This window comes from Cellulosimicrobium sp. JZ28, assembly GCF_015327065.1.
In the GTDB taxonomy this organism is placed as follows: Bacteria; Actinomycetota; Actinomycetes; order Actinomycetales; family Cellulomonadaceae; genus Cellulosimicrobium; species Cellulosimicrobium funkei.
The window spans coordinates 2,535,664-2,559,460 of sequence record NZ_CP017660.1 but is presented as its reverse complement, the minus strand read 5'-3'; the positions used below and the strand labels follow the sequence as shown (position 1 = coordinate 2,559,460).

16 protein-coding genes are annotated in these 23,797 nt (G+C 72.8%); 11 read left to right on the top strand and 5 right to left on the bottom strand.

The annotated features are described in order from the left end of the window. Window positions 1–127 precede the first annotated feature (127 nt). From adhE to BJP59_RS11630, 3 genes are all read left to right on the top strand, one after another. Window positions 128–2,872, top strand: coding sequence for a bifunctional acetaldehyde-CoA/alcohol dehydrogenase (gene adhE, locus BJP59_RS11640; protein WP_021480878.1), 2,745 nt, complete (start codon window positions 128–130; stop codon window positions 2,870–2,872). A 215-nt stretch (window positions 2,873–3,087) separates the two neighbouring features. After that, a complete protein-coding gene (locus tag BJP59_RS11635) occupies window positions 3,088–3,309 on the top strand; it encodes a helix-turn-helix domain-containing protein (RefSeq protein ID WP_031315411.1) in 222 nt (73 codons plus the stop codon). A 64-nt stretch (window positions 3,310–3,373) separates the two neighbouring features. Continuing rightward, the gene (locus tag BJP59_RS11630; RefSeq protein WP_021480880.1) at window positions 3,374–3,763 is read left to right on the top strand and encodes a DUF6907 domain-containing protein; all 390 of its coding nucleotides are present in this window, start codon (window positions 3,374–3,376) and stop codon (window positions 3,761–3,763) included. Between the two features lie 7 nt (window positions 3,764–3,770). Here BJP59_RS11630 and BJP59_RS11625 read toward each other — a convergent pair whose 3' ends face one another. Both BJP59_RS11625 and BJP59_RS11620 read right to left on the bottom strand, forming a co-directional pair. Further along, entirely contained in the window at window positions 3,771–4,496 is a 726-nt protein-coding gene (locus BJP59_RS11625) for a response regulator (RefSeq protein ID WP_228485019.1), read from the bottom strand. Next, on the bottom strand, window positions 4,493–5,716 hold the full coding sequence (locus BJP59_RS11620) for a sensor histidine kinase (RefSeq protein ID WP_194520992.1): 1,224 nt from the start codon (window positions 5,714–5,716) through the stop codon (window positions 4,493–4,495). The genes BJP59_RS11625 and BJP59_RS11620 overlap by 4 nt, the downstream gene beginning before the upstream one ends. Window positions 5,717–5,911: 195 nt before the next feature. On the opposite strand from BJP59_RS11620, the gene BJP59_RS11615 reads away from it, so the two are divergent. From BJP59_RS11615 to BJP59_RS11605, 3 genes are all read left to right on the top strand, one after another. Continuing rightward, window positions 5,912–6,493, top strand: a complete 582-nt coding sequence (locus BJP59_RS11615) for a M15 family metallopeptidase (protein ID WP_194520991.1) — start codon at window positions 5,912–5,914, stop codon at window positions 6,491–6,493. A gap of 61 nt (window positions 6,494–6,554) precedes the next feature. Next, window positions 6,555–9,002, top strand: a complete 2,448-nt coding sequence (ligA, locus tag BJP59_RS11610) for an NAD-dependent DNA ligase LigA (protein WP_442861506.1) — start codon at window positions 6,555–6,557, stop codon at window positions 9,000–9,002. A 34-nt stretch (window positions 9,003–9,036) separates the two neighbouring features. Beyond that, a complete protein-coding gene (locus BJP59_RS11605) occupies window positions 9,037–10,143 on the top strand; it encodes a hypothetical protein (RefSeq protein ID WP_194520990.1) in 1,107 nt (368 codons plus the stop codon). 4 nt (window positions 10,144–10,147) lie between these two features. Here BJP59_RS11605 and BJP59_RS11600 read toward each other — a convergent pair whose 3' ends face one another. From BJP59_RS11600 to BJP59_RS11590, 3 genes are all read right to left on the bottom strand, one after another. Next, complete coding sequence (locus BJP59_RS11600) at window positions 10,148–11,047, bottom strand: dihydrodipicolinate synthase family protein (protein ID WP_194520989.1); 900 nt, start codon at window positions 11,045–11,047, stop codon at window positions 10,148–10,150. A gap of 10 nt (window positions 11,048–11,057) precedes the next feature. Beyond that, the gene (locus BJP59_RS11595; RefSeq protein ID WP_021483712.1) at window positions 11,058–11,723 is read right to left on the bottom strand and encodes a ThuA domain-containing protein; all 666 of its coding nucleotides are present in this window, start codon (window positions 11,721–11,723) and stop codon (window positions 11,058–11,060) included. Window positions 11,724–11,792: 69 nt separating this feature from the next. After that, the gene (locus tag BJP59_RS11590; protein ID WP_034655387.1) at window positions 11,793–12,974 is read right to left on the bottom strand and encodes an ROK family transcriptional regulator; all 1,182 of its coding nucleotides are present in this window, start codon (window positions 12,972–12,974) and stop codon (window positions 11,793–11,795) included. A gap of 408 nt (window positions 12,975–13,382) precedes the next feature. Here BJP59_RS11590 and BJP59_RS11585 point away from each other — a divergent pair, with 408 nt between their 5' ends. The 5 genes from BJP59_RS11585 (at window position 13,383) to BJP59_RS11565 (ending at window position 23,655) form a co-directional block, all read left to right on the top strand. After that, window positions 13,383–14,903, top strand: a complete 1,521-nt coding sequence (locus tag BJP59_RS11585; protein WP_086150719.1) for a sugar ABC transporter ATP-binding protein — start codon at window positions 13,383–13,385, stop codon at window positions 14,901–14,903. After that, on the top strand, window positions 14,900–15,940 hold the full coding sequence (locus BJP59_RS11580; RefSeq protein ID WP_021479938.1) for an ABC transporter permease: 1,041 nt from the start codon (window positions 14,900–14,902) through the stop codon (window positions 15,938–15,940). The genes BJP59_RS11585 and BJP59_RS11580 overlap by 4 nt, the downstream gene beginning before the upstream one ends. 117 nt (window positions 15,941–16,057) lie before the next feature. Continuing rightward, the gene (locus BJP59_RS11575) at window positions 16,058–17,125 is read left to right on the top strand and encodes a substrate-binding domain-containing protein (RefSeq protein WP_021479937.1); all 1,068 of its coding nucleotides are present in this window, start codon (window positions 16,058–16,060) and stop codon (window positions 17,123–17,125) included. 119 nt (window positions 17,126–17,244) lie between these two features. Further along, window positions 17,245–18,417: a Gfo/Idh/MocA family protein gene (locus BJP59_RS11570; protein ID WP_021479936.1), complete on the top strand. Its 1,173-nt coding sequence runs from the start codon at window positions 17,245–17,247 to the stop codon at window positions 18,415–18,417. Between the two features lie 252 nt (window positions 18,418–18,669). Beyond that, window positions 18,670–23,655, top strand: coding sequence for a ThuA domain-containing protein (locus BJP59_RS11565; protein WP_194520988.1), 4,986 nt, complete (start codon window positions 18,670–18,672; stop codon window positions 23,653–23,655). The last annotated feature ends 142 nt before the right edge of the window (window positions 23,656–23,797 follow it).

Genomic DNA, 23,797 nt, shown 5'->3' with positions numbered 1-23,797 from the left:
ACCCTTGTGGGGACGCACGGCTTGTGAAAACCTTCACAAGTAGAGAGACCGCCGAAGGAGCCGGGGCATCCCGGCCCCGGCACACCCGCGGCCGACGCCCGGCGAGGTCGGGCACCGGAGGGGACGCATGAGCGCGAAGAGCGCCAGCACGAAGGTCGAGAACCGCACCGAGGACACCCGCACGACGCACGAGATCGACGTCCTCGTCGAGCGGGCCCGCAAGGCGCTCGACCAGTACATGAGCCTCACGCAGGAGGACGTCGACCGGATCGTCCTCAAGGCGTCCGTCGCCGGCCTGCACCAGCACGGCCACCTCGCGCAGATGGCCGTCGCCGAGACCGGGCGCGGCGTCTTCGAGGACAAGGCGACGAAGAACATCTTCGCGTGCGAGCACGTGCCCAACTCGATGGCGAACCTCAAGACGGTCGGCATCATCGGCCGCGACGAGCTCACGGGCGTCGTCGAGATCGCCGAGCCCGTCGGCGTCGTGTGCGCCGTGACGCCGGTGACGAACCCGACGTCGACCACGATCTTCAAGTCGCTCATCGCGCTCAAGACGCGCAACCCCGTGGTGTTCGCGTTCCACCCGAGCGCGCAGCGCTCGTCGGTCGAGGCGGCCCGCATCGTGCGCGACGCCGCGGTCGCGGCCGGCGCGCCCGACGACTGCATCCAGTGGGTCGAGCACCCGTCGATCGAGGCGACCAACACGCTCATGCACCACCCGGGCGTCGCGCTCATCCTCGCCACGGGCGGCAACGGCATGGTCCGCGCGGCCTACTCGGCCGGCAAGCCGGCGCTCGGCGTCGGCGCGGGGAACGTCCCCGCCTACGTCGAGAAGAGCGCCGACCTCGGCCGTGCGATCAACGACGTGGTCATGTCGAAGGCGTTCGACAACGGCATGGTGTGCGCCTCGGAGCAGGCGCTCATCCTCGACGACGTCATCTACGACGACGCGATGCGCGAGCTCGCCCGCCTGCACGCCTACCGCGTGACGCCCGCCGAGAAGGCGATGCTCGAGCGCCTGATCTTCGGGGTCGAGGCGAACGGCACGAACTGCGCCGGGGCGAAGCTCAACCCGAAGGTCGTGGGCAAGTCGCCGGTGTGGATCGCGCGCGAGGCCGGGTTCGAGGTCCCCGACGACACGTCGATCATCCTCGCCGAGATCGACGACGTCGGCCCGGACGAGCCGCTGAGCCGCGAGAAGCTCACGCCCGTCCTGGCCGTCCTGCGGGCGCGCGACACCGAGCACGGCGTCCGCCTCGCGGAGCGCATGGTCGAGCTCGACGGCCTGGGCCACTCGGCCGCGATCCACACGTCCGACGAGGCGCTCGTCGAGCGGTACGGGTCGCGCGTGAAGGCCGTGCGCGTGCTGTGGAACAGCCCGACGTCGCTCGGCGGCATCGGCGACATCTACAACGCGCTGCTCCCGTCGCTCACGCTCGGCTGCGGCAGCTACGGCGCGAACTCGGTGTCGAACAACGTGTCGGCGGTCAACCTCATCAACGTCAAGCGGATCGGGCGGCGCAACAACAACATGCAGTGGTTCAAGGTGCCCGCCAAGACGTACTTCGAGCCGAACTCGATCCAGTACCTCGCGCAGATGCGCGACGTGCACCGCGTCACGATCGTCACCGACAAGGTCATGAGCCGCATCGGCGTCGTCGACCGCGTGCTCGACGTCCTCGCCCGCCGCGAGGAGAAGGTCGCGATCCAGATCATCGACGCGGTCGAGCCGGAGCCGAGCGTCGGCACCGTGAACCGCGGCGCCGAGTCGATGCGCGACTTCGAGCCCGACACGATCATCGCGATCGGCGGCGGGTCGCCGATGGACGCCGCCAAGGTCATGTGGCTGCGGTACGAGCACCCGGAGATCGAGTTCTCCGACATGCGGGAGAAGTTCTTCGACGTGCGCAAGCGCGCCTACAAGTTCCCGGAGCTCGGGGGGAGGGCGAAGCTCGTGTGCATCCCGACGTCGTCGGGGACCGGCGCGGAGGTGACGCCGTTCGCGGTCATCACCGACCCGGAGACGGGCTTCAAGTACCCGCTCGCGGACTACGCGCTCACGCCGACCGTCGCCATCGTCGACCCCGTGCTCACGGACACCATGCCGGCGAAGCTTGCGGCCGACTCGGGCTTCGACGCCCTCACGCACGCGACCGAGGCGTTCGTCTCCGTCTACGCGAACGACTTCACCGACGGGCTGTGCCTGCAGGCGATCAAGATGGTCTTCGAGCACATCGAGGACTCGGTCACGCAGGGCGCGGCGGCCCCGAAGGCCCGCGAGAAGATGCACAACGCGGCGACCATCGCGGGCATGGCGTTCGGCTCGGCGATGCTCGGCATCGTGCACGCCATGGCGCACACCGTGGGCTCGACCTTCCACCTCGTGCACGGGCGCACCAACGCGGTGCTCCTGCCGCACGTGATCCGCTACAACGGCCAGGTGCCCACGAAGCTCACGAGCTGGCCCAAGTACGAGCGCTACGTGGCCCCGGAGCGGTTCCAGGAGATCGCGAAGCACCTCGGGCTGCCGGCCTCCACCCCGGAGGAGGGCGTCGAGTCGTACGCGAAGGCGGTCGAGGAGCTGCGCGCCAAGGTGGGCATCGAGGCGACGTTCGCCGCGCAGGGGGTCGACGAGCGCGCGTTCATGAGCCGCCTGGACGACCTCGCGCTCCGGTCGTTCGAGGACCAGTGCGCCCCGGCGAACCCGCGGATGCCGGTCCTGGAGGACATGCGCGACATCCTCGTCGCGGCCTACCGCGGCAGCAGCCGCGAGGTCGTGCGGGCAGAGCGTCTCGCGGCCCACGAGGGCGCGAGCACCGAGGACGGGCAGGCGGCGACCCCGCCTGCCGGGAGCGTGGCGGCCGGCTGACCCTTCCCGGCCCCACGAAACCCGGAGCCCGACGGCGCGAGTCCCCTTCCGCCGTCGGGCTCCGTCGTGTGACGGGAGGGCCCGCAGTGTGCTATCTATGAGTAGCACGCGTCGCGCGGGCGCCCCTCGCGGAGCGGGGGGAGGGGTCGTTCGGGAACGGGGTGATACTGATAAGTCTGTAGACCGAGGAGTAGCGCTGGGTGACGGTTGCACGCGTGCAAGGAGATCTGCAGCGCGCGCTGGGTGAGAACCTGCGGACCCTCCGGGTCGGCCGCGGGATGAGCCAGGAGGACTTCGCCGAGTTCCTCGGCGTCCACCGGACCTACATGGGCGGGGTCGAGCGCGGGGAGCGCAACCTGACCCTCCGCTCGGTCGAGAAGCTCGCCGAGCGGCTCGACGTCGACCCCGTCTCGCTCCTCCGTCCACCGCCTTCGTAACGGCGCGGTCCGGCGTGTCGGACGCCCCCGGCATCATGGTCCCGTCGCCGGGGAGGTGATCGGCATGACCGACGTGCTCGACAGCACGACAGGGGGATCAGCAGTGTGGGCTTCGCCGCTCGGGAGGCCGTCCTGGCAGGTGGACGACTGCCCGCCGTGGTGCGTGGCCGTCCACGAGGAGGGCGACCACCCGCACGACCGCAAGCACCTCGGCCCGGAGCTCACGGTGCCCGCCACGACCCTCGCGGCGCACGCGTCGCCGGACGGCGTGCACCGGGACGAGCGGTCGGCGTCGGAGCTCGTGGTGTCGCTCCACCGCAGGGACGGGTCGCACGACACGTGGGTCTACGTGGGCGACGGGTTCGAGCAGCGCGTCGAGGTGCTGCTCGGCGACATGTGGCGCATCGTCGAGGCGTTCGGGCACGCGGTCGAGGGCCTGCCCCCGGAGGCGTGAGCCGGGCTCAGGCCGTGCCGCCCGGCCGCACGAACCCGGCCTCGTACGCGAGGATCACGAGCTGCACCCGGTTCGTCAGCCCGACCTTGGTGAGCAGCGACCGCACGTGGCTCTTCACGGTCGCCTCGGTGAGGTGCAGCTCCGCCCCGATCTCGCGGTTCGACAGGCCGCGCGCGACCGCGAGGAGCACCTCGCGCTCGCGCGGGGTCGCCGCGTCGAGCCCGGTGACCGCGGACCCGGTCTCGACGGCGTCGGAGGCCGCGAGCGGCGCCTGCCGGGCGAGCTCGACGTAGGTCGAGATGATGCGGCCCGTGACCGCCGGGTCGAGCAGGGAGTCGCCGGCGTGGACGCGGTGCACGGCGTCGACGAGCGACTGCGGGTCCGCGTCCTTGAGGAGGAACCCGGCGGCGCCCGCGCGCAGCGCGCCGTAGACGTACTCGTCGTCGTCGAACGTCGTGAGGACGAGCGTCCGCACCGCCGCGAGCTCGGGGTCGGCCACGATGCGCGCGGTCGCCTCGATGCCGTCCAGCCGGGGCATGCGCACGTCCATGAGCAGGACGTCGGGGCGCAGGGCGCGCGCCATGGCGACCGCCGTCTCCCCGTCCCCGGCCTCGCCGACGACCGCGACGTCCGGCTCGTTGTCGAGGATCATGCGCAGGCCCAGCCGGATGGTCGCCTGGTCGTCCACGACGACGACGCGGACCGGCGTCGTGCCCGTGCCGGGGGCGCTCACGCCGCCGCCCGGGGGACTCGCGCCTCGACCGTCCAGCCGCCGCGCCCGTCCGGCCCGGCGGACAGCGCGCCCCCGGCCGCGAGCGCCCGCTCGCGCATGGAGGTCAGGCCGTGGCCCTGCCGCCCGTCGGTGCTCGGCAGCGGCGGTCCGGCGTCGTGGACGCGCAGGCGCAGGTCGCCCGCACGGTCGGTCAGCGTCACGGTCACGTCGTGGGCGAGGGAGTGCAGCAGCACGTTGGTCAGGGCCTCCTGGGCGATGCGGACGACGGCGAGGCCGGACTCGGCGCTCGTCGCGGGCCACGGGTCGGGGAGCGTGAGGTCGACGGCGCGCCCGGCGTCGCGCAGGCGGCGGGCGGCCGCGCGCAGCTCGTCCGCGGCCCGGTCGCCGTCGGGCGTCGGGGCGAGGGCCGCGGTGCCGCCGTCGGCCTCGGTGCCGCGGCGCAGCACCTGCACGACGGACCGCATCGCGGTGAGCGCCTGCTTGCCCTCGTCGGCGATCCACCGCACGGCCTCGGCCGGCGCGTCCGGGCGGTTCGCCGCGACGCGGTCCGCCGCCTGGGCGCGCACGACGATCGCCGACATGTGGTGCGCGACGACGTCGTGCAGCTCGCGCGCGATCCGCGTGCGCTCGGCGAGCACGGCGCGCTCCGCGAGCTCGGCCTGGAGCGCCTGGAGCTCCGCGTTGCGCTCGCGCAGGCTCTCGGACGTGAGGGCGAGGCGGCGGAAGAAGTACCCGGCGGCTACCGCGACCAGCACGAGGGCGAGCGCGAGGACGACGTCGGAGGGGGAGTTCGCGACCCAGAGCTCCTCGACGAAGAAGGGCCGGGGCGGCAGGACGAGGCCCGGGCGCCCCGCGAGCTGCATCGCGAACGCCGCGAGGCCGGCGCCGACCGTCGCCAGGACCGGCGGCACCGCCCCGGACCGCGTCGCCGCGAAGGACGCGATCATGAGCGGCACGAGCTCGAACGGGGTCTGCATGATCCAGGGGATCGCGAGCGGGTACAGCGTGACGGTGCCCCAGAACAGCGGGCCGGGCGCGACGCGCCGCAGCGCGAGCGCGAGCACGATCCCCAGCCCGGCGACCCGGTACGAGTCGGGGAAGCGCGGGTACCAGTAGTCGCCGCGCTCCATGACCATGACCACGGTGAACCACACGGCGCCCGCGACGAGCGCGGTCGCGAGGTCCTGCGCCCACACGGGCAGGCGGGTCGGCTGGGGCACGCGTCCACGGTAGCCGGGGCGGGTCGTGCGCGGCACCGCCCCGGGAGGGAACCCGGCCCGTGCCGCCTCCGCCCCAGGGCGGAACGACGTCGGGCCGGGGGCGGACGCTCCCCGACCGGCTGCACCGCACGGCGGGGCCGAGGAGTCGCCGTCGGGTCGATGTGGCGCGAGGTCGCCGCGGGCGAGCCTCGTCCCATGACCACGACCCCCCTGCGCCCCACCCCGCCCGCCCGCCACGTCCCGGGCTCTCGCGGCCCGCGGCGCGTCGCCCGCACCGTGCTCGGCGTCCTCGCCGTCGGCGCGCTCGGCGCGGCGGGCGCGCTCACGTACCTCACCGTGACGACGCACGACGGCGACGCCGTCGCCGACCCGTCGCCCACCCTGCGCCCCCAGACCGCGACCGGGCTGGACCCCGAGCTCGAGCGGCGCTTCGACGAGGCGCGGGCCGCCGCCGACGCCGAGGGGGTCGAGCTGACGCTCACCTCGGGGTGGCGCACCGCGGCGGAGCAGGAGCAGCTCGTCGAGGCGGCGCTCGAGCGCTACGGGTCGCCCGAGGAGGCCCACCGGTGGGTGCTCCCGCCCGAGACCTCCGAGCACGTCGCGGGCCTCGCGATCGACGTCGGGCCGACGGACGGCGCGCTGTGGCTCGGCGAGCACGGCCCCCGGTTCGGCCTGTGCCGCACGTACGCGAACGAGATGTGGCACTTCGAGGCCGCGACGGAGCCGGGCGGGACGTGCCCGCCGATGCACGAGGACGCCTCGCACGGCTGGGGGTGAGGGCCCGCCGGGCTGCGGTCCGGGGACGGCGGATGTGGGCGGTCCGCGCGATGATGTGCGGGTGAGCGAGAGCACCCCCGCGACGTCAGCGCCGACCCCCCCGACCCCGACGGACGAGGACGTCCCCGCGGCGTCGTCCGCCGCCGAGCTGGACGAGGCCGCGGCGCAGCGGCGCTGGGCCGAGCTCGTCGCCCAGGTCGAGGCCGACCAGCGGGCCTACTACGAGGAGGACCAGCCGGTCTCGTCCGACGCTGAGTACGACGCGCGGATGCACGAGCTGCAGGCGCTCGAGGCCGCGCACCCCGCCCTCCAGACGCCCGAGTCGCCCACGCAGCGCGTGGGCGGCCGGGCCGCGGCCGGCTTCGCGACCGTCCAGCACCTCGAGCCCATGCTCTCGCTCGACAACGCCTTCAGCGCCGAGGACCTCGCCGCGTGGGCGGCGCGCGTGCACCGCGACCTGGGCGTGGCCGCGGACGCCGAGGTGGACTACCTGTGCGAGGTCAAGATCGACGGCCTCGCCATCGCGCTGCTCTACGAGAAGGGCCGTCTGGTGCGGGCCGCCACGCGCGGCGACGGGCGCACGGGCGAGGACGTGTCCGCCAACGTGCGGACGATCCCGAGCATCCCGCAGCGCCTCGCCGGCGACCCCGCGACGCACCCCGACGTCATCGAGGTCCGCGGCGAGGTGTTCATGGGCGTCGCGGACTTCGCCGCGCTCAACGAGAAGCTCGTCGCCGCGGGCCAGGCGCCGTACGCGAACCCGCGCAACACCGCGGCCGGGTCGCTGCGCCAGAAGGACCCGGCCGTCACCGCGAGCCGCAACCTGCGCATGTACGCGCACGGCGTCGGCGCGCTCCAGTGGGAGGCCGGCGAGCACGCCGAGCTCGCGCGGCAGTCCGACGCCTACGCCCTGTTCGAGCAGTGGGGCGTGCCGGTGTCGCCGCACAACCGGGTCGTGCACGGGCTCGACGAGGTCATGGAGCGCATCGCCTACTTCGGTGAGCACCGGCACGACATCGAGCACGAGCTCGACGGGATCGTCGTCAAGGTCGACGAGCTCGCGCTCCAGCGGCGGCTCGGCGCCACGAGCCGCGCGCCCCGGTGGGCCATCGCCTACAAGTACCCGCCCGAGGAGGTCAACACTCGCCTCCTCGCGATCCAGGTCGGGGTCGGCCGCACGGGCCGCGCGACCCCGTACGCCGTCATGGAGCCGGTCAAGGTCGCGGGCAGCACGGTGCGCCAGGCGACCCTGCACAACCAGGACGTCGTCCGGGCGAAGGGCGTGCGCATCGGCGACATGGTCGTGCTGCGCAAGGCGGGCGACGTCATCCCCGAGATCCTGGGCCCGGTCGCGGCGCTCGCGGACGACGGCTACCCGCGCGAGGACTTCGTCATGCCCGCGGACTGCCCGGAGTGCGGCACGCCGCTGCGCCCCATGAAGGAGGGCGACGTCGACCTGCGCTGCCCCAACGCCGAGTCGTGCCCCGCCCAGGTGCGCGGCCGCGTCGAGCACATCGGTTCGCGCGGGGGCCTCGACGTCGAGGTGCTCGGCGAGGTGACGGCGGCCGCGCTCACGCAGCCGCTCGAGCCCGCCGAGCCGCCGCTGCGCACGGAGGCCGGGCTGTTCGAGCTGAGCGTCGAGCAGCTCGTCCCGATCCGGGTCGTCGTGCGCGACTCCGAGACCGGGCTGCCGCGCGAGTACGACGGCACGGGCGAGCCGGCCGAGATCACGATGCCCGACGGCTCGACCGCCACCGTGAAGTCCGTGTGGCCGTTCCGGAAGAAGCGCAAGCTGTCGAAGGCCGCGGAGCGCGAGGCGATCGAGGCGGGGGAGCCGCTCTTCGAAGCGTCGACCAACGCGACGAAGCTCGTGGAGGAGCTCGAGCTCGCGAAGACGAAGGACCTCTGGCGCATCCTCGTCAGCCTGAACATCCGGCACGTGGGCCCGGTCGCGGCGCGTGCCCTCGCGGACTGGTTCGGCTCGCTCGACGCGATCCGGGCGGCGACGCGCGACGAGCTCGCCGCGGTCGAGGGCGTCGGGCCCGTCATCGCCGACCAGGTCGTGGAGTGGTTCACCGTCGGCTGGCACGTCGAGATCGTCGACCGCTGGCGGGCGGCCGGGGTGCGCTTCGAGATCCCCGACCACCCCGGCCCCGGCGCGCGCCAGGAGCCGACCGGTCCGCTCGCCGGGCTCACGGTCGTCGTGACGGGGTCGCTCGAGGGGTTCAGCCGCGACGGCGCCAAGGAGGCCGTCATCGCAGCGGGCGGCAAGGCGTCCGGGTCGGTCTCGAAGAAGACGGACTACGTCGTCGTCGGGGCGAGCGCCGGCTCCAAGGAGACGAAGGCGCGCGACCTCGGGCTGCCGATCCTCGACGAGGAGGGCTTCGTCGCGCTCCTCGCCGGAGGGCCCGACGCGGTGGCCGACCGCCTCGGTGCGGGCCCGGCGTCGGACGACGCGGGCGACGCCCCGGCCACGGAAGGCGGGGGAGAGCCCGGCGCGGACGGCTGAGCCGCGCGTCGGGCCGGGCGCCTACGATGCTCCGGTGCTCGACGCCACCACCGCCCCGACCCGCACCCTCCCGACCCTGCGCGGCGCCCACCTCGTGGGCTCCGTGAACCTGCCGACCGCGCGCGAGACCTTCCGCGCGGTGGGGGAGCACCTCGGCGACCACGTGCGCCGCGTCCCCGACGGGGAGGTCGGCGAGCGGTTCCACTGGATCCTCTTCCAGGGCGAGCGGTTCTCCGCCGTCGACGGCCTCGCGCGCGTCCCGGTGGACCCGGTCGTCGTCGCGGGGTTCGACGTGCGCCCGCACGTCCTCGACGGCTCCGTCGACGCGGCGGACCTGCGGTTCGGCCCGCTCGGCTACGCCGACGCGGCCCTCGCCTCGTACGCCGACTTCGTCGCGCTGCGCGAGGAGGGCGCCCTCCCGGCCGGGGCCCGCTTCCAGGTGTGCCTGCCCTCGCCGCTCGCGCCGGTGACGGCGTTCGTCGCGCCCCAGGACCGCGCGGCGGTGCACCCGGCGTACGAGGCCGCTCTCGTCCGCGAGCTCGCGGCGATCACCGCCGCGGTCCCGGCGGAGGACCTCGCGGTCCAGGTCGACCTCGCGACCGAGTTCGCGTTCGTCGAGGGCGCGAACCTCGGCGGCGGGGCCGCGCGCGCCTGGTTCGACGCCGAGGCCGGGGGAGACGAGGACGTCGTCGTGGGATGCGCGCGCCGGGCCGCGGCGTTCGCGCGGCACGTGCCCGCCGGGGCCGAGCTGGGGTTCCACCTCTGCTACGGCGACGTCGCGGAGAAGCACTTCGTCGAGCCGGAGGACACCGCGAACCTCGTCCGCGTCGCGAACGCCCTCGTGGAGCACCTCGACCGGCCGGTCCAGTGGGTCCACCTGCCCGTCCCGATCGCGCGCGACGACGTCGCGTACGTCGCGCCGCTGGCGGACCTGCGCCTGGACCCGGCGACCGAGCTCTACCTCGGGCTCCTGCACCACGAGGACGGTGTCGAGGGCGCACGCCGCCGGCTCGCCGCGGCGGCGTCGGTGCTCGGCGACCGCCCGGTCGGCGTCGCGACGGAGTGCGGCTTCGGCCGCGGCCCGAGCGAGCGCACCACCGGCCTGCTCGACCTGCACGCCGCGGTGCTCGCGGCGGTCTGACGGCTCAGCCCCGGGGCCGCCGGGCGACGACCTCGCGCACCCGCGCGACGCCGTCGGGCGGGACGGGGAGCGACGGCCCGCCCGGGGGAGCGGTCGGCACGCCGAGCAGGGTGGCGAGGGCGTGGAACCCGCTCACCGGGCGCAGGTCGGCGAGCACGGCGGTCAGGTCGTGCAGCCAGCGGGCGACCCGCGCGTCCGGCATCGTGCCCGCGGTGCGGGCGCGGCGGAGCGCGACGTACTCCGCGGGGACGAGCGCGGCGAGCCCGGTGTGCCAGGCGTCGGCCGGCTCGGCGCCGCGCACGAGGGGGACGTCGCCGCTCAGCCCGACGCTCACGCCGAGGCTGTCGGTCGCGGCCCGCAGCTCGGCGACCCGCCCCCCGGGTCGCGCGGGCGTCGACGCCGCGTCCTTGACCGCGACGACGGTCGTCGTGCGGGCGAGGTGGGCGAGGGCGCCCGGCGTGAGGTCGTACGCGGTCTGGACGCTGCGGTTGTAGAAGCACACCGGCAGGTCGACGTCCGCCGCGACCGCCTCGAACAGCGCCACGACCTCCGGCTCGTCGAGCGGGAGGTAGGAGAACGGCGCGAGCACGAGCCCGTCTGCGCCCGCGTCGCGCGCGGCACGGGCCCGTGCGAGGACCTCGCGCGTCGACGCGCCGCTCACGGCGACGTGGACGGGCACGGCCATGGCGCCCGTCGACCCCGCGACCACGGCCGCCCGCACGACGGCGTCGCGCTCGTCCGGGTCGAACGTGACCCCGGCGCCCGACGACGCGAGCACCACGACGCCGTCGACCCCGGCCCCCGCGGCGTCCCGGACCAGGCGGCCGAGAGCGTCGAGGTCGGGGGCGTCGTCGTCGGTGAGGGGGGTGATCGGGTAGGCGAGCAGGCCGCGGAAGGCGGTCATGCGCGCGCGCTCAGCGGCTCGCCCAGAGGATGCCGCGCTCGACGATCGTGCGGATCGGAGGCACCTCGAGGTCGGCGAGCTGGTGCCCCGCCGCACACACGAAGATGCGTCCGGCGCCCCAGCGTCGCGTCCACACGGCGGGGGAGACGACGGGCTCGTGCCACGGGTCGCCGTCGCGCGGGAGGATCGTCGTGGTCGCGAGGACGTCGTTGTACGAGTCGGCGAGCACCCAGTACTGCTCCGAGTGCAGCGCGATCGAGTCGATCCCCGCGACGATCGGGTGGTCCCCGCGCTCGGGCACGATCTCGATCGTGTGGTCCACGAGGTCGTGCGCGTGGGCGGCGAACTGCCCGCCCACCATCTGCAGGTAGTCGGTGGCGAGCCGGAACGAGTCGACGATGCCGCCGTGCCAGCCCGCGAACCCGGTGCCGTTCGCGATGGCCGTGCGCAGGCCGCGCATCTCGTCCGGGAGGATCTCGCCCATCGTCCAGCACTGCACGACGAGGTCGAGGCTCGTCATGAACTCCTCGTCGGCGTACGCCTCGAGCGATCCCTCGAGCGTCACGTCGTAGCCGGACGCCTCGAGGAACGGGATGAACAGCTCGGCGGCCTCCTCGGGTGCGTGCCCGGGCCACCCGCCCCGGACCACGAGCGCTCGACGGTTCCGCTCGGTCATGACTCCTCCTCGTGCTTCGTCACACTCGTCGCGCCCGCGCGCGCGGGCAGCGGCCCCCGTCGACCGCGCTCAGGCGATGAGCGCGTCGATCGCTGCGGGCGAGAGTACGTGATCGACGGCCATGGCGCTCGCACCGAGCACGCCGGCCTGACCTCGTGCCTGCGAGGTGACGATGCGCAGGTGCTGCGTCGCGAGGGGCAGCGAGCGCTGGTAGACGATCTCGCGGATGCCCGCGATGAGGTGCTCGCCCGCCTCGGCGACGATGCCGCCGATGACGATGAGCGAGGGGTTGAGCAGGCTGACGCACGCCGCGAGCACGGAGCCGATGTCGCGCCCGGCCTGGCGCACGGCCTGGCTCGCGGCGAGGTCGCCGCCGCGCACGAGCGCGACGACGTCGGAGCTGGTGGTCGCGTCGAGGCCCGCGGCGGCGAGGGCCGCGGCGACGGCCTGGCCGCTCGCGACGGCCTCGAGGCAGCCCACGTTCCCGCAGCGGCACGGGACGTCGGCGGCGCTCGGGACGGCGACGTGCCCGATGTCGCCCGCGGCGCCCTGCGCGCCGCGCCGGAGCTCGCCGTCGGCGATGATGCCCGAGCCGATGCCCGTCGCGACCTTGACGAAGAGCATGTCGGTGACCGCGGGCCACGCGGTGCGGTGCTCGCCCAGCGCCATGATGTTCACGTCGTTGTCGACGAGCACGGAGGCGTCGAACCGCTTCTGCAGGATCCCGGGGACGTCGACGTCGTCCCACGCGGGCATGATCGGCGGGTTGATGGGCCGCCCGGAGGAGTGCTCGACGGGGCCGGGGAGGCCGACGCCGACGCTGACCAGGTCGTCGATGCTGCGCCCCGTGGTCGCGACGAGCTTCTCGCCGGTGTCCGCGACCCACGACAGGACGACGTCGGGACCGTCCGCGATCGCGAGGGCCGCGTCGGTCTCGGCGAGCACGTTGGACGCGAGGTCCGTGACGGCGAGGCGGGCGTGGGTCGCGCCGAGGTCCACGGCGAGCACGATGCGCGCCTCAGGGCTGAAGGCGAAGGTCACGGGCGGGCGCCCGCCGGTCGAGCTGGCCTCGCCCGCGGGGGCGATGAGGCCGGCCGTCATGAGGAGGTCGATCCGGGCGGCGATGGTCGACCGCGCCTGCCCCGTGATCGCTGCGAGGTCCGCACGGGTGCGCGGCTGACCGTCCCGGAGCAGCTGGAACATGTCGCCGGCACCGGTCGGGCGCGGCGCGAACTTCAGCAGTTCCTCCATGGGCACAGTGAATCACGGAGCCTCTCGTCGGTCGTCCGTACCAGGCGGACGAGTCATCGGCTTTTGCTTGACGATCGCCAAAAGGTACCCTACTGTCCCCTCCCAAGGCGACATGGACGTCGTCGAAAGGTGTGGAGGTCCGACGGCGGGCCTCCGGTCCGGGCGACGACCGCCCCACGAGCTCCCCCTGGTCCCCGATCGCACGTCGCATCGTCGGCATCCCTGCTCGTACAGGGCTTGCCGGACACTATCGCCTCCGCAGCACCCCGGGGCACCGCGGGAGCGGCGGGAGCGTTCCCATCCGGCGATCAGGGCGCGCACACTTTTGTCGGTCACGGAGTGGTAACAGTGGCAAAAGACGACAACCTTATGATTGACGCTCGTCAAAAGGTTCGCTAGGTTCACCGCATGGTCACCGCAGACCCTCCCCAGCCGCTCCTGCAGATGCAGGGCATCGTCAAGGTCTTCCCCGGGGCTCGTGCGCTCGACGGCGTCGATCTCGAGATCCTCCCGGGCGAGGTCCACTGTCTCCTCGGCCAGAACGGGGCCGGCAAGTCCACGCTCATCAAGGTGCTCGCCGGTGCCCACCAGCCCACCGAGGGCAGGATCCTCCTCGACGGCGAGCCCATCACCATCTCCGACCCCGTGGCAGCGCTGAAGCACGGCGTCGCGACGATGTACCAGGAGCTCGACGTCGTCGACGGCCTGACCGTCGCGGAGAACGTCTACCTCGGGCACGAGCTCGCCACCATGGGGTTCTCCCAGCGCCGCGAGGCGGTGCGCAAGACGCGCGAGCTGCTCCAGCGGCTCGGGCACTCGGAGGTCTCGCCGAGCACGGAGGTCGGACGGCTGTCGGCCGCCGGCAAGCAGATCGTCTCCATGGCCCGGGCGCTGTCCCACGACGCGCGCGTCATCATCATGGACGAGCCCTCGGCGGTGCTCGACTCCGAGGAGGTGGGCAACCTCTTCCGTGTCGTCAAGGAGCTGACCAAGGCGGGGGTCGCCGTCGTCTACATCTCCCACCGGCTCGAGGAGATCCGCGAGATCGGCGACCGCATCACCGTCCTCAAGGACGGCCGGACCGTCGCGCAGAACCTCCCGGTGTCCGAGACCCCGACGGCGAAGCTCATCACGCTCATGACCGGGCGCTCGGTCGAGTACGTCTTCCCGGACTCCGACGGCCCGGTGGACGCCGCTCCCGTGGTGCTCGACGTCGCGGGGCTGAGCCTGCGCGGCGTGTTCGCGGACGTGTCGTTCCAGGTGCGCGCCGGGGAGATCGTCGGCCTCGCCGGGCTCGTGGGCGCGGGCCGCTCGGAGATCATCGAGACGGTCTACGGGGCGCGCAAGGCGACCGCGGGCACCGTGACCGTCGACTCCACGCGGCTGCGGTCCGGGTCCGTGGCCTCCGCCGTCGGTGCCGGGATCGGGCTCGCGCCCGAGGAGCGCAAGAGCCAGGGCCTGCTCCTCGACGAACCCGTCTACCGCAACGTCACGCTCTCGACGTTCTCGCGCTTCGCGCGCTTCGGTCTGCTCGACGAGAGCGCCGAGCGCAAGGCGGCCAAGGAGCAGGCCGACTCGCTCGAGCTGCGCCCCACCGGCGTCGACCGGGCCATCCGCACGCTGTCGGGCGGCAACCAGCAGAAGGCGATGCTCGCCCGCTGGCTCGTCCACGGCTGCCGCGTGCTGCTCCTCGACGAGCCCACGCGCGGCGTCGACGTCGGCGCGCGCGCCGAGATCTACGCCCTCATCCGCAGGCTCGCCGACGAGGGTGCCGCCGTCGTCGTCGTGTCCAGCGAGATCCCCGAAGTCCTCGGCCTCGCCGACCGCGTCCTCGTCGTCTCCGAGGGTCGCGTCGTCCACGAGGGGCCCTCGAGCTCCATCGACGAGCACCAGGTGCTCGACATGGTCATGGAAGGAAGTGTCGCGTGAGCGAGCAGCAGGTGTCGGCGTCGATGCCGACGAAGAAGCCGGAGGCCGACGAGTCGGCCCGGGTCGAGAAGGCCGCGGGCGAACGCCGCAAGAGCGGGTTCATGTCCGGCGCCGCGGGGCGGAACATCGGCCTCGTCGTCGCGCTGCTCCTCCTGTGCGTCGTGGGCTTCGCGACGGGCGGCGAGCGGTTCCTGAGCGTCAGCAACCTCATGACCATCCTCAGCCTCGGGTCGGTCGTGGGCGTCGTGGCCATCGGGATGACCTTCGTCATCACGACGGGCGGCATCGACCTCTCCGTCGGCTCGGTGCTCGGTCTCGCGTCCGTCTGGGCGACGACGCTCGCGACGCAGTCGTACGGCTGGGTCGTCATGGTGATCTGCGCGCTCGCGGTGGGCATCGGCGCCGGCCTCCTCAACGGCCTGATCGTCGCCTACGGGAAGGTCGTGGCGTTCATCGCGACGCTCGCGATGCTCGTCGCCGCCCGCGGTCTCGCCGAGCTCATTGCGCAGAAGCGCACGCAGATCGTCCAGGTCGACGCGTTCAACGACGTCTTCCGCGGCAACCTCCTCGGGGTGCCGAAGATCGTGTGGATCTTCGCGGTCGTCGCCGTGCTCGGCTGGTTCCTCTTCAACCGCACGACGTTCGGCCGCCGGACGGTCGCCGTCGGCGGCAACGCCGAGGCCGCTCGGCTCGCAGGCATCAAGGTCAAGCGCCACCTGCTGTACGTGTACGCGCTGTCCGGCCTGACCGCGGGCATCGCCGGCGTCATGATCCTCGCCCGCACGAGCGCCGGCTCCTCGACCAACGGCCTGCTCATGGAGCTCGACACCATCGCGGCGGTCGTCGTCGGCGGCACGCTCCTCGCGGGCGGCCGGGGCACGATCGTCGGCACCGTCCTCGGTGTCCTGATCTTCACGACGCTCACGAACGTCTTCATCATCAACAACATCGACAGCTCGGTGCAGCAGATCGCCAAGGGCGCGATCATCGTCGGCGCGGTCCTGCTCCAGCAGCGCCTCTCCCGGCGCACCACCTAGCGACCCCGAGCCCCGCGGCGCCCCCGCACCACGCCGCAGCCGGACGAGCCCCGCACCACCCACACCCCGCCAGTTCCCCTGAGGTTCCACCCGCAGGACAGCATCGAAGGAGATCCCATGTCCGCACGCACCACCCTCCGCCGCCGCATCACGCTCGCGACGGTCTCGGCCGCCTCGATCGCGCTGATCGCGACGGCGTGCACCTCCAACACGCCGCAGGACGAGGGCACGGCCGAGGGCGACGGCGGGGGCAGCGCCAACCAGGCCGTCTCCGACAACGACGCCCCGGGCGACCCGATCGTCATCGGCTTCTCGGCCCCCGCCGCCGACCACGGCTGGATGGGCGCCATCACGACCGCCGCCGAGGCGGAGGCCGCGGAGTACGAGGACGTCGAGCTCCGTGTCGCCGACGGCACGAACGACGTGAACGTCCAGATCAGCCAGATCGAGGGCTTCATCAACGACGGCGTCGACGCGATCGTGCTGCTGCCGTTCGACGGCGCCGCGCTCACCGAGGTCGCGACCAAGGCGATGGACGCCGGGATCCCCGTCATCAACGTCGACCGCGAGTTCTCCAGCCCGTTCGCCGCCCGGACGACGGTGCTCGGCGACAACTACGGCATGGGCGTGAGCGCCGGCCAGTACATCTGCGAGCAGCTGGGCGACAACCCGGACGCCGTGGTCGCCGAGATCGCCGGCATCGACTCGCTGCCGCTCACGCAGGACCGCAGCCAGGGCTTCGAGGACGCGCTGTCCGACTGCGGCCTCGACGTCGACAACCGCGTCGCCGCGGACTTCACGGTCCAGGGTGGCGAGGCCGCGACGGCCAACCTCCTCCAGGCCGCGCCGCAGATCGACGCCATCTGGAACCACGACGACGACCAGGGCGTCGGCGTGCTCTCCGCGATCGAGAACGCGGGCCGCGACGAGTTCTTCATGGTCGGCGGCGCCGGCTCGAAGCAGGTCATGGAGCACATCCAGGCCGGTGACTCCGTCCTCCAGGCGACGGTCGTCTACCCGTCGACGCAGGCCGCGGACGGCATCAAGCTCGCCCGCCTCGTGGCGCACGAGAAGAACCTCAGCGACCTCGCGTCGTCCGACGTGCCGCGCACGGTCCAGCTCTTCGCGCCCGTCGTGACGAAGGACAACGTCGACCAGTACCTGCCCACCGCGTTCCAGTCCTGACGGACCCGCTGGCACCCGTCAGCACGCAGCAGGAAGCACGCGGACCACGCCCACGGTCCGCCCGGGTACCGCCCGGCCGGACCGTGGGCGTGCGCCGTGAGAAGCACGGAAGGAACGTCATGGCAGGAAACGACGGCGCGCAGCTCGGCGTCGGCATGGTCGGGTACTCGTTCATGGGGGCAGCGCACTCGCAGGCCTGGCGGACCGCCCCCCGGTTCTTCGACCTCCCCCTCGACCCGCGGATGCGGGTCCTCGGCGGCCGCAACCCGGAGGCGGTCGCCGCCGCCGCGCAGCGGCTCGGCTGGGAGTCCACGGAGACGAGCTGGCAGGCGCTCGTCGGCCGGGACGACGTCGACCTCGTCGACGTGTGCACGCCCGGCGACACCCACGCCGAGATCGCGATCGCCGCGCTCGAGGCCGGCAAGCACGTGCTCTGCGAGAAGCCGCTCGCGAACACGGTCGCCGAGGCCGAGAAGATGGTCGCGGCCGCCGAGGCCGCCGCGCGGCGCGGGCAGGTCGCGATGGTGGGCTTCACCTACCGCCGCGTGCCGGCGATCCAGCTCGCGCGCCAGCTCGTGGCCGACGGCCGCATCGGCACGGTGCGGCACGTGCGCGCGCAGTACCTCCAGGACTGGATCGCGGACGAGGACGCGCCCCTGTCGTGGCGTCTGGACAAGACCAAGGCCGGCAGCGGCGCGCTCGGCGACATCGGCGCGCACGTGATCGACCTCGCCCAGTTCATCACCGGTGAGCGGATCACGAGCGTCTCCGGCCTGCTCGAGACGTTCGTCAAGGAGCGTCCCGTCGCGACGGAGTTCGCCGGTCTCTCGGGGCAGGGCGGCACCGAGCGCGGCCCCGTCACCGTGGACGACGCCGCGATCTTCCTCGCCCGGATGTCCGGCGGCGCGATCGGCACGTTCGAGGCGACCCGGTTCGCTTACGGCCGCAAGAACGCGATCCGGCTGGAGATCAACGGGTCGAAGGGCTCGGTCGCGTTCGACTTCGAGGACATGAACGTCCTGCACTACTTCGACGCCGCCGACGACCCGGCCGTCGCGGGCTTCCGCCGCATCGTCGTGACGGAGCCGCAGCACGCGTACGTCGGGCACTGGTGGCCCGCGGGCCACGGCCTCGGCTACGAGCACGCCTTCACGCACCAGGTCGTCGACCTGGTCGAGGGTATCGCCGCGGGGACGCACCCGGCGCCGACCTTCGCGGACGGTCTGGTGGTCCAGCGCGTGCTCGACGCGGTCGAGCGCAGCGCGGCGTCGGGCGGCTGGGTCGAGCCCTAGGTCTCGACCCGCCGCACGGACGGCAGACCGGTCGTCGGCCGCGCGCAGGTGCACGGCCGACGACCGGGACGACGAGAGGAGGTACGACCGCCGCGCTGGCGGCGAGGAAGGTGCCCGGCGGAGCACCGAGACAGTCCGCCGACGAGCCCGGGACGGACGGCAGGCCGATGGCGCCGACCCGGCGGAGCGCAGCACAGTTCCCCATCTCGACGAGGAGACCTTGTGAGAAACGTGCTTGGAGGATCGCTCGCCATGAGGCGCACGGTCGCGGCAGCAGCCGCGGCGGCGATCGCTCTCCCCCTGACCATCGCGACGGCGGTGTCGGCCACGGCGGCCCCCGCCGCCGGGAGCGTCGCCCCGGCGGCTCCGGTCGCAGCCGCCGCCGACACCGCACCGTTCGACGTGCTCGTCTTCAGCAAGACCGCCGGGTTCCGGCACGGGTCGATCCCCGCGGGCATCGCGGCGATCCAGCAGCTCGGCGCGGAGAACGACTTCGACGTGACCACGACCGAGGACGCGGGAGCGTTCACGGACGAGAATCTGGCGCAGTACGACGCCGTCGTGTGGCTGTCCACGACGGGTGACGTCCTCAACGACGACCAGCAGGCCGCGTTCGAGCGCTACATCCAGAACGGCGGCGGGTACGCGGGCATCCACGCGGCGTCCGACACCGAGTACGACTGGCCGTGGTACGGCGAGCTGGTCGGCGCGTACTTCAGCAGCCACCCGCAGAACCAGGACGCGACCGTCAAGGTCGAGGACCACGCCCACGAGTCGACGGCGCACCTGCCGTCGCGCTGGGACCGCTACGACGAGTGGTACAACTACCGCACCAACCCGCGCGACACCGTGCACGTGCTCGCGAGCCTGGACGAGACGTCCTACACGGCGGGCTCGGGCGCGATGGGCGCCGACCACCCGATCGCCTGGTGCCAGGCGTACGACGGCGGCCGCTCGTGGTACACCGGTGGCGGCCACACGAACGAGTCCTACGCGGAGCCGGAGTTCCTCCAGCACCTGCTCGGCGGCATCCAGACCGCCGCGGGCGTCGTGCCGTCGGACTGCGCCGCGTCGCAGTCGGACAGCTACGAGGTCGTCTCGCTCGACGAGGAGACGTCCAACCCGATGATGCTCGACGTCGCCCCCGACGGGACGGTCTTCTACGTCGAGCGCGACGGGCGCGTCCGCCTCATCGACCCGGAGAGCAACCAGACCACGACGGCGATGACCCTCGCGGTCACGCAGGCCAACGAGGACGGGCTCACGGGCGTCGTCCTGGACCCGGACTTCGGGGAGAACGGCTGGGTCTACCTCTTCTGGTCGCCGCAGGACGTCGGGACGGACGGGCCGCACAACCGCGTCTCGCGCTTCACGTACGACGAGGCGACCCGGACGATCTCGGCCGCGAGCGAGGAGAAGGTCCTCGTCATCCCGACGCAGCGCGAGACGTGCTGCCACGCTGGCGGTGACATGGTCTTCGACGGCGACGACAACCTCGTGATCGTCACGGGCGACAACACGAACCCGTTCGAGTCGGCCGGCTACGCGCCGCTCGACGAGCGCGCGGGCCGCACGTCGTACGACGCGCAGCGCACGTCGGCGAACACCAACGACCTCCGTGGCAAGGTGCTGCGCATCCACCCGGAGGACGACGGCACGTACACGATCCCCGAGGGGAACATGTTCGCCCCGGGGACGGACAAGACGAAGCCCGAGATCTTCGCGATGGGCTTCCGCAACCCCTTCCGCATCGGCGTGGACCAGAAGACGGGCAACGTGCTCGTCGGCGACTACGGCCCCGACGCGCAGAACGCCAACCCGAGCCGCGGCCCGGGGAACACGGTCGAGTGGAACATCGTCGCGGAGCCGGGCTTCTACGGGTGGCCGTACTGCACCGGTGACAACGCGGCGTACATCGACTACAACTTCGCGACCGGCCAGTCGGGCCAGGCGTTCGACTGCGCCAACGGGCCCGTGAACGACTCGCCGAACAACACCGGCCTGACCCAGCTCCCGCCGGCCGTCGCGGCCGACGTCTGGTACAACTACGCCGGCAACCCGCTCTTCCCGGAGATCGGCGGCGGCGGTGCGCCCATGGGCGGCCCCGTCTACGACTACGACCCGGAGCTCGACTCGGACGTCAAGTGGCCCGAGTACTGGGACGGCAAGGCGATCTTCGGCGAGTGGAACCAGGGCAAGATGTACTCGTTCCAGCTCGACGGGGAGAACCGCGACGAGCTCGTCGACATCAACCGGATCCTGCCGAAGCACTTCGACCCCGCGGCGGGCTTCTACCGCGCGATGGACTTCGACTTCGGTCCGGACGGCTCGCTCTACGTCATCGACTGGGGCCAGGGCTTCGGCGGCAACAACACGACGTCGGGCATCTACAAGGTCAACTACGTGCAGGGTGACCCGACGCCGATCGCCCGTGCCAGCGCGGACGTGACCAGCGGCGCCGCGCCCCTCACGGTGCAGTTCTCCTCGGAGGGCACCCGTCACCCGGCGGGCGACCCGATCTCGCTGCGGTGGACGTTCGGCGACGGGTCCGACCCGTCGACCGAGGCGAACCCGGTGCACACCTACACCGAGAACGGCAGCTACACCGCGCAGCTCGTGGCGACCGACGCGAACGGCCAGACGGGCTTCGCGAACGTCAGCATCGTCGTCGGGAACCAGGCGCCGAGCGTGACGATCACGTTCCCGGACAACGGCGGCGTGTTCGAGTGGGGCGACCAGGTGCGCTACGTCGTCGAGGTCGAGGACCCCGACGGCGAGGTGGACTGCTCCAACCTCCAGATGATGACCGCGCTCGGGCACGACGCCCACGCGCACCCGATGGAGGAGCTGACCGGCTGCGAGGGCGTCATGCAGACGGCCCGCGACGAGGGCCACGGGCTCGAGGCCAACATCTTCTGGGTGCTCGAGGCGTTCTACACCGACGACGGTGGCGAGGTGGGCGTCCCGCTCACGACGAACTCGCTCCAGATCCTGCAGCCGAAGCTGCTCCAGGCCGAGTACTACACCTCGACGGGCCGGCTCCCCGGCTCGGCGAGCACCGGTGACCCGGGTGTCCAGACGGAGCAGACCAGCGACACCGCGGGCGGCGGCCAGAACCTCGGCTACATCGAGGTGGACGACTGGTGGGCCTACGAGCCCATGTCGCTCTACAACGTCGAGGGTCTCGGCATGCGCGTCGCGTCGCCCTCGGGCGGCACGGTGTCCGTGCGCTGGGACGCGCCCGACGGTCCGGAGATCGGCCGGGTGACCGTGCCGAACACCGGTGACTGGCAGGCGTACACGATGGCGACGACGGAGATCACCGACGTGCCCGAGGGCACGGGGACGCTCTACTTCGTCAACGTGGCCGGCCAGATGAACGTCAACTGGCTCGAGTTCGACGGCCGCGGCGTCACGGACAACGTGCGCCCGACCATCGACACGTTCGAGGTCACGCCGACGGAGGGCACCGCTCCGCTGGAGGTCACGGCGTCGGTCACGGCGACCGACCCCGAGGACGAGGCCGTCACGTTCGCGTGGGACGCGGGCCTCGGCGACGGGTTCGTCGACGGCACCGACTCGTTCGCGGTCACGTACGACCAGCCGGGCACCTACCGGCTCCAGGTGCGGGCCACCGACGAGCGCGGCGCGTACTCGGTCGAGTACACGACGGTGACCGTCAAGGCGCCCGAGACCGGTCCGGGGCTCTGCTTCTCCGGCCGCTCGGACGACTTCCTCGGCACCGACCTCGACGAGGACCGCTGGACCGTGACGAACCGCGACCAGAACCTCGTCGTGCGCGACGGGCGCCTGGTGGTCCCCACGGCGACGCGGGACTTCTACGGCACGGACAACACCGTCGTGCCGAACCTGGTGCTCCAGGACCTCCCGGACGGACCGTTCACGGCCACCGCGAAGGTGACCCTGCCGGCCCGCCAGCAGTACCAGCAGGCCGGTCTGCTGATCTGGGAGGACCAGGACAACTACGCGAAGATGGTGCTCCAGGGCCGGTCGGCCACGGCGGACCCGGCGACGCGGATCTTCCAGTTCATCCGTGAGGAGAACGCCCAGCCGAACGAGGTCAACGAGTCCAACTCGGCCGCGCTCGGTGCCGACTACCCCGACACGGTCTACGTGCGGTTCGTCAGCGACGGCGCGAGCCTGCAGGCGGCGTACTCGGCCGACGGCATCGACTTCACGACGATGCCGCAGACCAAGTCGATCGCCGACCTGGAGAACGCGAAGATCGGGCTCGTGGCCCTCAAGGGCAACAACACGACCACCCCGGTCGTCGACGCCGAGTTCGACTGGTTCCACATCACGCCCGACGACACGGCGGCGGCCCCCGGGCCGGACGACGAGTTCGACGGCGACGCCCTCGACACGTGCCGCTGGTCGATCGTCCGCGAGGACCCGACCGGCTACCGCGTGGCGGACGGCTCCCTGCAGATCGACACGACGCCCACGGACATCTACGGGACGGACAACCGCCCGGTGCCGAACATCGTGCTGCAGGACCAGCCGGGTGACGAGTGGACGATCGAGACCGTCGTCGACGGCTCCGCGTTCGACCGTCAGTACCAGCAGGGCGGTCTGATCGTCTACGGCGGCGACGACGACTACGTGAAGCTCGACTACGTGGTCGACAACCAGGCCGGCCAGGCGCGCAACGCCCGGATCGAGCTGCGCAGCGAGGTCGGCGGCGTGGTGCAGAACCCGCAGCCGCAGACGGGGAGCCTCGCCGAGTCGGTGTGGCACCTGCGCCTCACGCGCTCCGGTGACACCTTCACCGGCGCGTACAGCGCGGACGGCGAGACGTGGACCACGTTCGACGAGAGCGTGACCAACGCGCCCGCCGCGGACGCCAAGGTCGGTCTCTTCGCCCTCGGGGCGTCGGCCGACACGGGCGCTCCGGCGTCCTTCGGCCACTTCCGGGTGGTCGAGGACGAGGCCGAGCCGATCGCCGTCACCATCACCGCGGAGACGCGCTGCATGGCCGGCAAGGTGTTCGTCGCGGTCCGCGCGGCGAACGACGACACGGTCCCGCTCGCGATCACGCTCGAGACCCCGTACGGGTCGAAGCAGGTCGCGGACGTCGCGCCCGGTGCGAACGCGTACCAGTCGTTCGCGTCGCGCGCCGTCGCGGTCGACGCGGGCACCGTGACCGTGACCGCCACGGACGCCGAGGGGAGGACGTTCTCCGGGACGGCGGACTACGCGGCCCGGTCCTGCTCCTGACGAGCTCCGGCGGGTCGGTGCGCTGAGCACCGGCCCGCCGGGCACCGCGCTCGGCGCGCGGGCGCTCGGGCGTCCGGGCGGCCCATCGGCCGGGCCGACCGTACGCTGCCCGCACGACGAGCACGACGGGGACCTCCGGGTC